12 protein-coding genes and 1 other RNA gene are annotated in these 13,078 nt (G+C 49.5%); 5 read left to right on the top strand and 8 right to left on the bottom strand.

Translation table 11 applies throughout. The features are described from left to right. Nucleotides 1-49: 49 nt before the first annotated feature. Nucleotides 50-910 (bottom strand): 3-hydroxyacyl-CoA dehydrogenase NAD-binding domain-containing protein, encoded by an 861-nt coding sequence (locus tag EDM56_RS13760; protein ID WP_122918482.1) that lies wholly within the window; start codon nucleotides 908-910, stop codon nucleotides 50-52. A 347-nt stretch (nucleotides 911-1,257) separates the two neighbouring features. Between EDM56_RS13760 and EDM56_RS13755 the strand changes: the two genes are divergently transcribed. Next, on the top strand, nucleotides 1,258-1,680 hold the full coding sequence (locus EDM56_RS13755) for a permease prefix domain 1-containing protein (RefSeq protein ID WP_122918481.1): 423 nt from the start codon (nucleotides 1,258-1,260) through the stop codon (nucleotides 1,678-1,680). A gap of 406 nt (nucleotides 1,681-2,086) precedes the next feature. Here the strand turns inward: EDM56_RS13755 and ssrA are convergent. The 4 genes from ssrA to secG form a co-directional block, all read right to left on the bottom strand. Next, nucleotides 2,087-2,441: a transfer-messenger RNA gene (gene ssrA, locus EDM56_RS13750) on the bottom strand. A 258-nt stretch (nucleotides 2,442-2,699) separates the two neighbouring features. Beyond that, the gene (gene smpB, locus EDM56_RS13745; protein WP_122918480.1) at nucleotides 2,700-3,167 is read right to left on the bottom strand and encodes an SsrA-binding protein SmpB; all 468 of its coding nucleotides are present in this window, start codon (nucleotides 3,165-3,167) and stop codon (nucleotides 2,700-2,702) included. A gap of 137 nt (nucleotides 3,168-3,304) precedes the next feature. After that, nucleotides 3,305-5,767, bottom strand: a complete 2,463-nt coding sequence (gene rnr / locus EDM56_RS13740) for a ribonuclease R (protein ID WP_122918479.1) — start codon at nucleotides 5,765-5,767, stop codon at nucleotides 3,305-3,307. A gap of 209 nt (nucleotides 5,768-5,976) precedes the next feature. Further along, nucleotides 5,977-6,216: a preprotein translocase subunit SecG gene (gene secG / locus EDM56_RS13735; RefSeq protein WP_122918478.1), complete on the bottom strand. Its 240-nt coding sequence runs from the start codon at nucleotides 6,214-6,216 to the stop codon at nucleotides 5,977-5,979. 201 nt (nucleotides 6,217-6,417) lie between these two features. On the opposite strand from secG, the gene EDM56_RS13730 reads away from it, so the two are divergent. Beyond that, on the top strand, nucleotides 6,418-6,816 hold the full coding sequence (locus EDM56_RS13730) for a YqzM family protein (RefSeq protein WP_122918477.1): 399 nt from the start codon (nucleotides 6,418-6,420) through the stop codon (nucleotides 6,814-6,816). Nucleotides 6,817-6,993: 177 nt separating this feature from the next. Here the strand turns inward: EDM56_RS13730 and EDM56_RS13725 are convergent, their stop codons facing one another. Next, on the bottom strand, nucleotides 6,994-7,998 hold the full coding sequence (locus EDM56_RS13725) for an ABC transporter substrate-binding protein (RefSeq protein WP_122918476.1): 1,005 nt from the start codon (nucleotides 7,996-7,998) through the stop codon (nucleotides 6,994-6,996). A 194-nt stretch (nucleotides 7,999-8,192) separates the two neighbouring features. Between EDM56_RS13725 and EDM56_RS13720 the strand changes: the two genes are divergently transcribed. From EDM56_RS13720 to EDM56_RS13710, 3 genes are read left to right on the top strand one after another with little or no spacing between them, the layout of a single operon-like run. Continuing rightward, nucleotides 8,193-9,203 (top strand): FecCD family ABC transporter permease, encoded by a 1,011-nt coding sequence (locus tag EDM56_RS13720; RefSeq protein WP_122918475.1) that lies wholly within the window; start codon nucleotides 8,193-8,195, stop codon nucleotides 9,201-9,203. Next, nucleotides 9,200-10,234: a FecCD family ABC transporter permease gene (locus EDM56_RS13715; RefSeq protein ID WP_183192428.1), complete on the top strand. Its 1,035-nt coding sequence runs from the start codon at nucleotides 9,200-9,202 to the stop codon at nucleotides 10,232-10,234. The genes EDM56_RS13720 and EDM56_RS13715 overlap by 4 nt, the downstream gene beginning before the upstream one ends. Nucleotides 10,235-10,271: 37 nt before the next feature. Beyond that, nucleotides 10,272-11,108, top strand: a complete 837-nt coding sequence (locus EDM56_RS13710; RefSeq protein WP_122918474.1) for an ABC transporter ATP-binding protein — start codon at nucleotides 10,272-10,274, stop codon at nucleotides 11,106-11,108. A gap of 54 nt (nucleotides 11,109-11,162) precedes the next feature. Here the strand turns inward: EDM56_RS13710 and EDM56_RS13705 are convergent, their stop codons facing one another. Beyond that, entirely contained in the window at nucleotides 11,163-11,543 is a 381-nt protein-coding gene (locus EDM56_RS13705; protein WP_122918473.1) for a VOC family protein, read from the bottom strand. A gap of 237 nt (nucleotides 11,544-11,780) precedes the next feature. Continuing rightward, entirely contained in the window at nucleotides 11,781-13,067 is a 1,287-nt protein-coding gene (gene eno, locus EDM56_RS13700; RefSeq protein ID WP_122918472.1) for a phosphopyruvate hydratase, read from the bottom strand. Nucleotides 13,068-13,078 lie beyond the last annotated feature (11 nt).

Raw genomic sequence — 13,078 nt, 5'->3', positions numbered from 1 at the left:
CCGCTACGCATTTTTCGCAGAATTGCGAAACAACATTGCGAATGAATTGCTAAACTCGTTCGCCATATTCGAATATTCCTCGTCCTACTTTTTTACCTAATCGTCCTGCTGCTACAAATTTGTACAGAAGTGGGCACGGACGATACTTTTCACCTAAATATTTGTGGAGATATTCCAAATTTCTCAGACGCGTATCCAGCCCGACAACATCCATCAACTCTAATGGTCCCATCGGATAGTTCAATCCCAACTTGATGGCTTTATCAATGTCACCAGCACTGGCAACTCCCTCCATCAGCATATTCAATGCTTCGTTACCAACCAAGGCATTGATTCGTGATGGCACAAAGCCTGGGAATTCGTTTACCTGCACGGTTTCTTTCCCCATTCGATTCGCAACTTCAACTGCTATTGAGACTGTTGAATCGGAGGTTTCAATACCACGTATGATTTCACATAATTTCATCTTTGGAACCGGATTAAAAAAGTGCATTGCGATCGTTTGTGAAGCACGTTTCGTTACAGCGCCAATTTCAGTGGGACTCATGGTTGAAGTATTTGTGGCCAGTATTGCATGAGATGGACAAAACTCATCCAACTGTTTGAAAATATCCTGTTTAACTTCCATAATTTCTACAGCTGCTTCAATAGCCAGGTCAACACTGTGTCCTGCTTCATCGATTCGATTCATCAGTTTAATATTCGAAAGTGCTTGTTTCATATCAAATTGTGTAAGCAAGCCTTTTTCAACACTGTTCTTTAGATCTTTTTCGATGTTAGAATACGCATGAATGAGAGCCTCTTCCTCAATGTCATTCATAATAACTTCAAAACCAGTTAATGCAGCTGTTTGAGCGATCCCCCTTCCCATAACCCCCGCGCCAATAACCGCAATCTTCTTTACATCCATTTTTTTGACTCCTTTCTGCTTGTTCGAAGTAACATTTGAGGTGTTACGATTTGATATAAGCAAGGTTTATGCCAAAATAAATATGTCGGAAGTTTCATCGACTCCATTCCGAAGCCAGAGCCCAATAAATTCTAATATTGCACGTAAACTTCAGGGTATACGCTATCTCCATGATTAAACTCATGGGATGCTGCAGTCCCGTAAAGAAAAAAATCTTACCATTCAATGGCACTTCCTATTAAGCTTGCAAAAAGAGACTTTTATTATCAAAGAAATATTTGCAAATTTGTAAAGCAAAATTGCAAATATTGATCTCTTGATTTTTACAATATCGAGTCAATAATGAAGTGTATATAGATGTATTTTACGATGAAGCTTACCTTTACACCGTTATGCAGCTTTTGCCCAACGGTGTAAATAAGAAACAAGTTCTGCAGGAGCTGCGCTCTCATATCGCGGAGTCTGTACGTGAACTCCAAGCCAAAGGATTTACAGAGCGCGATGCCATGCTGGAAACATTTCGCCAGTTAGGTTCTCCGCGTGAGATTACGAATCAATTTGCCAGAATCAAACATGTGATACGATTCCAGTTAGCCATGCGCTTGCTGGCAATAAACATTGTGTTATTTTTCCTTGGTACCGCTGTCGTCATTTTTTACTTGCCAAAAACACTCTTCTTCCTTTTCCTTTACTTTCTACCGCATAAATGCTGCTTCGTTTTTATGAAAATAGAACTTCCCTCTATTCCACCTCACATCACTATGTCGTAAGCCAATGGCTACTGTGCCTTCACCATTCGAGATCTCATCCTAGAGTGCTGGGCGCACATACAAAAATAAGCCAGCCATCTTGGCCAGCTTATTATGTCATACTAGATTAACGTAAATAATTTACTTGGTGGAGGTGGAGGCGGGTCGTGGCAGTTTAAATCCACAATTTGTAGGGATATACTGCTTTACCTCTTCAAAGGAGTGGCATGATTCGCCAATCGACTGTGTTTCGCGCTTATGTTCTCCAGTAAATGGTCTTTAATATGATCAGACTGAACTTGACTGAACAATGGTGGTAATGCATTACCAATCATTAATGCAACGAGCTTCCCAAACCGCAATGAATAGCGAACCTGCCCCATAAAAACAAAAAAGCCACCTCTACGGGTGACATCACTGATATGTATGGTGGAGGCGGGGGGATTCGAACCCCCGTCCGAAAACAGCGATACATAAGCATCTCCGAGCGCAGTCACTCATTTAGATTTCGGCGACGGATTCGCGGAGCGACGCGCTGACCCGTAACCTAGCCTGATTGATCTTCTTCCTTTGACCCCAGGCGGAGGTCTCCGGCGTATCCCACTAAAGTTGAGCGCTAGTCACGCCACATGGGCGATGGAGTGGTAGCGCCTCACTGGTTATTAAGCAGCGAGAGAAAGTTGTTTGTTGCCAGTTAATGGCGTTTGCGTTGATGACGAGGTCCGCAACCCCCCGGCTCGCTTCTTATGCTCTACCATCCCCGTCGAATCCAGAACGCCCCCATGATCATCATGTATGCAACGGCACATGGCTGCGTATTTCAGCAGACAAGCCCGGCACCATGGTGTAGGCAAAGCTTCACTACGAGTTGGTGGTACAGCGTACATCGTTACCGATGTCAGTCTTTCCTTGAAGCGAATCCAAAAGTATTTCGCTTCGTGTAATAACTATAGCACTTCCGTCATCCTTGAATCAACGGGAGTTTACGCCAACAGCAGGAGATTGTGCCAACCAGGGAAAGCATCTCCTTCTGCCTTGCCTTATCCCTTCTGCCGATCCCGCAGCGCACGTTCGACTTCGCGCATGGCATCCTTTTTCTTCAGATCCTCGCGCTTGTCGTAATTCTTCTTCCCTTTCGCCAGACCCAGCTCCACCTTGGCCCAGCCGCCTTTTAAATAAATGCTCAGCGGCACAAGCGAGTAGCCTTTCTCGCGGGTAAGCCCGATCAGCTTGAGGATTTCCAGGCGATGCATCAACAGCTTGCGCGTCCGCTCCGGTTCATGATTAAAGCGATTGCCCTGATCGTACGGGCTGATGTGCATATTGTGCAGCATCACTTGTCCGTTTTCCACGCGGGCAAAGCTGTCCTTCAACTGCACGCGCCCAGCACGCACCGACTTGATCTCCGTGCCTGTCAAAGCGATACCGGTTTCGTAGACGTCCTCGATGTGATAATCATGGCGTGCTTTGCGGTTTTGCGCCAACGTTTTGGTCCCTTTTCCAGACATGTGGATCACCTCAGTTTTGCTAGATTGGTAAATGCTAGTTTAGCACAAACTGCACCATCGGGCAATAGCTCCCTACATCAGAAGAACCCGGAAAGGGGAGTCCGACTCGCGCCTCCCCTTTCCTTCCTTATTATATATTACCTGCGTTTGCGCTTGGCTGGTTTGGCCACGGTGTTTTTGCGTTTCTTTTTCGCATTCACGAGGTCTTCCCAAAATTGCTTAGGCTTTTGCGCTGATTCGCCGCCCTCTGCCGCTTGGGCCCCATTTCCTTTTAATGAAACAACACCCGCACCTTGCGCACCTGTGCCCGACTTGCGGCCTCCACGTTCATTGGCGCGTTTGCGCTTCGCTGCAGCGGGTTCGATATCTTTGCGACGGCCTTTTTCCCGTTTGCCACCGCGTCCGCCTCTGCCGCCACCGCCATCGATTACCTTGGCTCCGCGGCCTTTTCCTTCATGGCGGAACGTATTGGCTTTTTTCATTCCGACGATTTCAAAATCGATGGCGCGCTCTTCCACATTTACATTCGCGACGCGCACTTCCACCACGTCCCCGATGCGGTACTGCTTGCCGGTACGTTCGCCGACGAGAGCATATGCTTTTTCGTGATAATGGTAATAGTCGTCGGTCAAAAAGCTGACGTGGACCAGACCTTCGATCGTGTTCGGCAGCTCAATGAACAACCCGAACGAGGTGACCCCTGAAATAACACCTTCGAATTCTTCGCCGATGTGCTCCAGCATGAATTCCGCTTTTTTCAGATCGTCCGTTTCCCGCTCGGCATCCACTGCGACGCGTTCGCGACGGGAGGTGTGGTCCGCGATTTCTGGCATGCGCTCCGCCCATTGCTCTTCGCGTTTGCCGCTCATTACGCCGTGTTCCACCCATTCGCGAATCAGGCGATGGACGATCAGGTCAGGGTAGCGGCGGATCGGTGAAGTGAAGTGCGTGTAAAAGTCGGTTGCCAAGCCGAAGTGTCCGAGGCTTTCCGCATCATAGCGTGCCTGCTTCATCGAACGCAGCAGCACGGTGCTAATGATCACTTCTTCCGGCGTTCCTTTTACTTCCTCCAACACCTGCTGGAGTGCACGCGGATGAACGGTGTTGCCTTTGCCGCGAACGGAATAGCCAAAGGTCGTGATGAATTCCATGAAAGCAATCAGCTTTTCTTCCTTTGGATCTTCGTGGACGCGATAGATGAACGGCTTTTTCATCCAGTGGAAATGCTCGGCAACGGTTTCGTTCGCAGCCAGCATAAATTCCTCGATGATTTGCTCCGCAATGGAGCGAGTGCGGAATCCGATCTCGCTCGGCTTCCCTTCCGCATCGACATAAATTTTAGCTTCGCGGAAGTCAAAATCGATCGCGCCTCGGCTCATCCGCTTGTTGCGCAGCTTGAGGCACAGCTCCTCCATAAGCTGGAACATCGGCACAAGCTCGGCGTATTTTTCGATCAGCGCCTCGTCTTTGTCGACGAGAATGCTGCGTACATCGCCATACGTCATCCGTTCATTTGTGCGAATGACACTGAGGAAAACGTCATACTTCACTGTGTTGCCCTGCGGATCCATCTCCATGTCGCAGGAAACCGTCAATCGATCCACCTTCGGATTCAAGCTGCAAATCCCGTTGGATAAACGGTGCGGCAGCATCGGAATCACGCGGTCGACCAAATACACGCTGGTCCCCCGTCTGTACGCTTCATGATCCAGTGCCGAATTTTCCTTGACGTAGTAGCTAACGTCAGCGATGTGCACGCCCAGCAAATAGTTACCGTTCGGCAGCTTTTCCAACGAAACCGCGTCATCCAAGTCTTTCGCATCTGCACCATCGATGGTAACCATCATTCGGTCGCGCAAGTCGCGGCGGCCTTTTAGCTCGCTTTCGCTGATTTCGCCAGGTGCGGCTTCCGCTTCCGCCATGACGTCGCCCGGAAACACTTCAGCCAGCCCGTACTTACGGATAATCGATAAGATATCGATGCCCGGGTCGTTTTTGTGGCCGAGAATCTCAATAACCTCTCCCTCAGGATTGGCCCTTCCTTCCGGATAATTAACGATTTTAACGACAACCTTGTGGCCGTCTGCAGCGCCGTGGTACGCCGATTTGGGGATGAAAATATCTTTGCCGATCCGCTTGTCGTCAGGAATAACGAAGGCATAGTGTTCTTCATCGGAAAACGTACCGACCAGCTCGGTCGCGCCCCGCTCGACAATCCGGACGATTTGTCCTTCCAGACGCTGACCGCCGCTGCTTTGGCGCTCGATCCGTGCAAGGACGATATCGTTATGCATGGCACCGTTCATGTCGTTGGCATGCACATAAATATCCGCTTCTCCCGGCGTTTCCGGGATAACAAATCCGAAACCTTTAGGGTGATTTTGCAAACGTCCGCGAATCAGGTTCATCTTTTCCGGCACGCCGTAGCGATTGGCCCGGGTGCGAATGATTTCCCCGCGGTCCTCCAGCATGTTCAGCGCTTTGATCAATTCCTTGAACCCGGCTGCACCCGAAATCTGGAACGCTTGCTCCAGCTCCTGCACCGTCATCGGATGGTACGCCTCTTCACGCATGAACGTCAATATTTCTTGTTCTTTCATTAAACCTCTCCTCTGTCTAAAAACATTCTCCTTACTTGATAGTATGGGCAAAACAGCTCATGTGCAATCCGCAACATAAGAAAACACCTACATGGGCTTTGCCATAGCTGCACGTATTTTGGTCGGAATTTGTTTCCAGCCCCAACGTATAAAAAAAGACAGCAAGGGACGCCCTCGCTGTCTTCTTTTCGTTCACGAATCGGTTATTTTTAGGAAGCCTTCAAGAAATAACCAAGCAAAATAGTGGATACCATAAACACAACGGCAAACACAACGGTCAACTTGCCAAGCACTGCATCGATACCGCGTGCTTTTTGTTTCCCCATCATCATTTCGGCACCGCCGCCGATGGAACCGGCCAAGCCAGCACTTTTTCCGGATTGTAAAAGAACAACAGCAATTAAGCCGATAGCGGCAATAACAAGCAGAATTTTCGCAGCCAAAGCCATTATTTGTTCACCTCATACTTATGATACGAGCACATACTGATATCAATGTAACATAATTCGTCCCAGTCTTCAAGAAGCACAGCAATTGCAACTGGAAATGTGTACTTTCTTTGTCTGTTTTTCACTCGCCTTGCAACCGTCAACATTTTGCCGTAAAATTGCATGTAGTATCTCTACAATTGACTAGGAGGTCTTTGTTTCATGGCTGGTTCTAACTTCAAGAAAGATATGAATCAAAACGACATTGTCGACTCCGCAAGGGCCTTTTCTACTTCGTTTGGTATCTTGTTTCTCGTGTTCATTATCGCTCTTGTAGGATCTATTTATTTCCCTCCGAAGCACGAAGAACAAGCTACTGGTGGAGCAACCGCACCATCCAAAGTTGACGCGGAGGCTGTATTTAAATCAACTTGCGCCGCTTGTCATGGGCAAAACCTCGAAGGTATCGCGGGACCGAACTTGACCAAGGTTGGTAGCAAGCATGATGCAAAAGAAATCGAAAACATCATCAAGAACGGTCGCGGCGGCATGCCTCCTGGAATGCTGAAAAAAGCGGATGAAATCAAAGCCGTTGCTGAATGGCTTGCAGCGAAAAAATAAGAAGCCTTGATGAATCGGCACGGACAGGCCCCTAGAGCACAATTGCTCTCGGGGCTTTTTCTAATTCGCGCAGCCCTTTAACCGATCATATGTTGCTGTTCCAAAATAGTAACAGGATTGAACTTTTTCAGCAATATAAAAAAGACGGAAGCATTTCACTTCCGTCCCAGTACTGCATTATTTTGTCAAAAAGAACTTCTCGAGATCATCCAGCATCAAGTTGGCGGATTTCACGCCACCGGACGTGTTCCATGTCACATCGTCGACTTTGAATACTTTGTTGTTTTTCACGACATTCAGGTTTTTCCAAAGCGGGTCATTCGTCCATTCTTTTTCCAGCTCGCTTGCTTTGTTATCGCCTGTCTCATACACGTAGTAGAACATGATGTCGCCGTCCATATCTGGAATGCGTTCTTTCGTTACATCGTCGGCAAAGTCAGGTTTGTTTTGCGCATCCGGACGAGCGAAGCCGAGCTGCTCCAAAATAACGCCTGCGAACGTATCTTTGTAGTAAATGCGGGTTTTACCTGGCATAAAGCGAACGAGAGACACTTTCGTTTTTAACTTGTCGCCTGCTTTTTCTTTGAAATCGGCAACGCGTTTATCCCAATCGGCAATTACTTTTTCGCCTTCTGCTTTTTTGTTCATTGCTTCTGCAAACAGGGTGAAGTTTTCTTTCCAGTCACCGCGTGGTTGCTCAGCAAATACTGTCGGTGCGATCGCGGAAAGCTGCGAGTAAATTTTCTCTTGGCGGAATTTCAGGCCTAGGATTAAGTCAGGCTTCAAGGCAGCAATGGCTTCCAGGTTCGGTTGGGATTCTGTCCCTACGACTTTAACGCCTTCCAGCTCGCCTTTTACATGCGGATAAAAATCGTTACCGGTGAAAGAAGACACTGCGCCTACCGGCTTCACACCTAAAGCGAGTACGGTTTCAACCCCTTGTGTTGCCAAAACAACAACTCGTTTCGGTGTTCCCTTGATGGTGGTTTCGCCCATCGCGTGTTTGATCGTGTACGATTCTTCACTGGATGGTGCCGCGCTTCCTTGGGTTTGTTCGGTTGTTTGAGAGGCATTTTTGTCAGGCGCTGCAGCTTGATTGCCGGTTCCGCAGCCTGCCAGCATCACCATAACCGCGGTCATCAATGCCAGAACGGTTGATTTCTTTTTGCTAAACGAAAGCATATGTATAAGTTCCCCCTTAAGATGGTAATGAGAATGAGAATTACAATCAGTTGCATCGATATCATCGTACATGCATTTGTTAAGTACGTCAATACTTAAATGATAATGAGTCTCAAAATCATTGACAAACCATTCGCCCAACCCTACACTAATACAGTAGATTATCGGCTATAAAGGAAGAAGGATTTTACATAATGAATGCTCTTCTCTCTAATCACTTCATGAAATGGCTGGGTCTGGGATTGGGAGCAGTCCTTATCTTGTGCCTGATGTATGCAAGCGTCATTTTTGGCGTCATCGACACAAGCTGGCATACAGCAGTCGATGCGTACACCCATTTTGACGGCTCCAACGAGCATATCGTCATTAAAGAGGTCCGTGTCCCGCGCGCTCTGATTGCGGCTGCAGTCGGCCTTTGCCTGGGAATGGCGGGTGCATTGCTGCAGGCTTTAACCCGGAACCCTTTGGCGGATGTTGAAATTTTTGGACTTAACTCCGGCGCAGCGCTTGCGATCGTGCTCGCCGTCACCTATTTTTCTGTTCAATCGCTTTCCCAGTTCACCTGGCTCGCTTTTGCTGGGGCTGCTATAAGCGGTGTGCTGGCATACCTGCTTGGTTCAGCCGGGCGCGAAGGCATCACTCCAGTGAAGCTGGCTTTGTCGGGGGCAGCGATTACGGCGCTGTTTTCTTCTATCACACACGGCATTTTGACCATTAACGAACAGACGCTTGATCAGATACTGTTTTGGATTTCCGGTTCTGTTGCCGGCCGCAAGCTAGTGTATTTGACGAATGTACTGCCTTATATGGCGGCTGCTTGGATTGCAGCACTTCTGGTCGCCAAACCGCTGCACACGCTCATGATGGGCGAGGATGTGGCAAAAGGGCTGGGGCAGCGCACGCTTTGGGTCAAAATTGTGAGCGGTCTGATCGTGGTCATGCTAAGTGGCTGTTCCGTCGCAGTAGCTGGCCCAATTGGATTTGTCGGTCTCGTAACGCCGCACCTGTCGCGGTTTTTCGTCGGCATCGACACCCGTTGGGTCGTGCTATACAGCGGCATGCTCGGCGCGATCTTGCTGCTTGCCGCTGATATCGCCGCCCGGTTCGTGGCATTCCCGAACGAAATGCCGATTGGCGTCATGACCGCCCTCATTGGTGCTCCTGGCTTTGTCTACGTGGCAAGAAAGGGGCTGGCGAAAGGATGAGTGGATTCAATCGTTTTTGGGCCATGCGAATCGGCCCGACCTCGCAATTGCTGCCAAAGCGCGGCGTGATTGCTGCCATTGCGCTCATCGTGGCTACAATTGCAGTCGCTGTCGTCAGCACAGGAATGGGAGAGACCAATTACTCCCCTATTGAGGTGCTAAAAGTTTTGCTCGGCTCAGGCACGGAAGATCAAGTGCTAGTCATTCAGACGTTCCGTCTCCCGCGCATTATCTGCGCCCTTTTAGTCGGTCTCTCATTGGGCGCGGCAGGGGCGATTATGCAAGGCGTGGCGCGCAACCCGCTCGCCTCCCCGGACATTCTCGGCATTACCGGCGGTGCCTCGGTTGCCGCGGTTGCCTTTCTCACTTTATTTGAAACGATGAGCATCCAGTTCCTGCCGTTCGCGGCGTTTCTGGGCTCTGCTGTCGTCTCGGCGATCTTGTACGGATTGGCGTGGAAAAACGGGGTCACCCCGATGCGCCTGGTCTTGATCGGAATCGGGATCAAAGCGATCATGGCTGCCCTTACGACCACGCTGATCGTCAAAGCGCCCATTTATTTGACAGCCAAAGCGATGACGTGGCTGACCGGAAGCTTATATGGCACACAGTGGACGGACGTCATCATGCTGCTGCCATGGACCGTGGTTCTGCTAGGCCTCAGCATGGTGTTTGCCCGCAACATGAACGCCCTACAAATGGGCGAAAGCATTGCGGCAGGAATCGGCAGTGCTGTCCAGCGCCAGCAATTCGTTCTGATTCTCATGTGTGTCGGCTTGAGCGGAGCAGCCGTCGGGATCGGCGGCGCAATCGGATTCGTCGCCCTGCTCGCGCCGCACATCGCCAAGCAATTGGTGGGGCCGTCTTTTGAAACGATGCTCCCTGTTTCGGCAGTTGTTGGTGCCTTTATCGTCACCAGCGCCGATCTGATCGGACGCGTTGCCTTTTCCCCCATCGATGTGCCGGTTGGCGCGATCACGTCTGCCATCGGGGCACCGTTCTTTATTTACTTGCTCTACAAAAACAGCTGACCACACACGGACAACATATGTAAAGGGAGGTCCCCTGATGGCAACTTCTTTGGAAACGAAGCAACTTACGCTAACCTATGGCGAGAAGCCAATCATCGAAAATCTCGACCTGCATATCCCGCAAGGTCAGATCAGCGTATTCATCGGAAAAAACGGCTGCGGGAAATCGACGCTGCTCCGCTCGCTCGCCCGCTTGCTGAAGCCAAAGTCGGGCTCGATTCTGCTGGATGGGAAAGCCATTGACCAATGGCAAACCAAAGCGGTTGCCAAGCGGCTCGCCATCCTGCCTCAAGGACCTGTCGCTCCGGAAGGACTCACGATTCTCCAGCTGGTCAAGCAAGGGCGCTATCCGTATCAAAGCTGGCTGTCCCAATGGTCAGAGGAAGATGAACGAATGGTCATGGAGGCGCTGCATGCAACTAATCTTACCGATTTGGCGGAGCGTCCTGTCGATTCGCTCTCCGGCGGCCAGCGTCAGCGCGCCTGGATCGCCATGACACTCGCCCAAGGCACGGAAACGATCCTGCTGGATGAACCGACGACCTATCTCGACCTCGCGCAGCAAATTGAGATTCTCGATCTTTTGTTTGAACTGAATGAAAAAGAACAGCGCACCATCGTAATGGTGCTGCATGATCTCAATCTGGCATGCCGCTACGCCCATCATATCGTCGCCGTCAACGACCGGACGATTTATGCGCAAGGCAGGCCCGAGGAAATCATCACCGAGCAGCTCGTGCGCGACGTCTTCCATATGGAATGCCAGATCACCCATGACCCGCTTTACGGATCGCCGATGTGCATCCCCTACGGTAAAGGGCGGCGCCCACAGCAAGCACAGGTACTCGAATTGGCGGCCAGCGGAAGATCATAAAAAAAACAAAGCCCTTTCTGGGCGGATCACTTCCGCGGAAAGGGCTTTTTGCTATTATTTTTTTTCTAAGATAGCAAAGTAATTGTCTTCAGCATCGGCAAAGTTAAAGACTCTACCAGTCGGCATCTGGACGATTTCACCGACTTTAACCTGTTTGCTTGATAAGTCACGATACATGTCATCGAGATTTTCCGTAAAAAACAATAACGATGGTGCGCCAAGATTTAATCCTGGTGACATTTTCGCCACGAATTCTTTATTGTGTAAAACGATGCTTGTCTCTGCACCATTTTTCGGGGCAATTTCAATCCATCTCATGCCCTGACCGTTGTTTTCTTCTGAAACGACATGAAAGCCTACTTTTTCAGTCCAAAACTTTACTGCCTCATCTTGGTTGTTTACATACAACATAATTTGACCAACTTTATGAATCATCACACTTTCCACTCCCATTTAAAAGTAACTACCAAACGCGCTGCTTCTATTCTTTTCCATACACAAGGTATTCGATACCCAATACACTGTTTTCCTTGTTTTCTCTTTCTATTCTAGCATGCTATATCCTCTATCGTTTCTTCTCTATTGCGCTATTTTGACAGCTATCCTCTTTTCTCCAAAACCACAAAAAAGTGCTCCCCCGACCAAATCGAGAGAGCACTTTTTTTCATTTCCTTACTTCTTCAGGTTGTAGAAAGCAGCACGGCCGCCGTAATCTGCAGTATCGCCCAATTCGTCCTCAATGCGGAGCAATTGGTTGTATTTCGCCACACGGTCGGTACGGGAAGGCGCACCTGTTTTGATTTGACCCGCGTTGGTTGCAACCGCGATGTCAGCGATTGTGGAGTCTTCGGTTTCACCGGAACGGTGGGAGATCACAGCTGTGTAACCAGCGCGTTTCGCCATTTCGATCGCATCGAATGTTTCTGTCAGCGTACCGATTTGGTTTACTTTGACGAGGATGGAGTTACCAGTGCTGTTCTCGATACCGCGAGCCAGACGCGCGGTGTTGGTTACGAACAGGTCATCACCGACGAGCTGCACTTTGCTGCCCAAACGGTCAGTCAGCGCTTTCCATCCATCCCAATCGTCCTCGGACAAGCCGTCTTCAATCGAAATGATTGGGTATTTGCTTACCAAATCTTCGTAGAACGCGATCATTTCTTCCGTTGATTTCACAACGCCTTCGCCTTCGAAATGATAGCTTCCGTCTTTATACATTTCAGTAGCTGCTACGTCGAGCGCGAGGAATACGTCTTTGCCTGCTTCGTAGCCAGCAGCTTTGATTGCTTCCAAAATCGTGGTGATCGCTTCTTCATTGGATTTCAGGTTTGGAGCAAAACCGCCCTCATCGCCTACCGCTGTGTTCAAGCCTTTGCTGCTCAACACTTTTTTCAGGGAGTGGAAAATTTCCGCACCTGTACGCAGTGCTTCTGCAAACGTTTCAGCACCTACAGGCATCACCATGAATTCCTGGATGTCTACGGTGTTATCCGCATGCTTACCGCCATTCAAGATGTTCATCATTGGCACTGGCAATGTTTTCGCATTGAAACCGCCCAGGTAGTTGTAAAGCGGAATACCCAGCGATGTTGCTGCTGCGCGTGCTACTGCCATCGATACGCCGAGGATCGCGTTTGCGCCCAGCTTCGCTTTGTTTGGCGTGCCATCCAGTTGCAGCATCGTCATATCGATGCCGACTTGGTCAAATACGTCCATGCCGATGATTTCTTCGGCGATGATGTCATTTACGTTTTTTACAGCTTGCAGTACGCCTTTGCCGAGGTAACGGTTTTTGTCGCCATCACGCAGCTCAACCGCTTCATACGCACCTGTAGATGCGCCGGATGGAACCGCAGCGCGGCCCAAAGAACCGTCTTCCAAATAGACTTCCACTTCTACCGTCGGGTTACCGCGGGAGTCCATAACCTCACGTGCATACACATCAGTAATCATTGTCATCTCAACCCAGC

The organism is Brevibacillus fluminis (assembly GCF_003710825.1).
Classification (GTDB): domain Bacteria; phylum Bacillota; class Bacilli; order Brevibacillales; family Brevibacillaceae; genus Brevibacillus_D; species Brevibacillus_D fluminis.
Note: the sequence above shows the minus strand (reverse complement) of the source record. Positions and strands in the feature narration are given on the sequence as shown.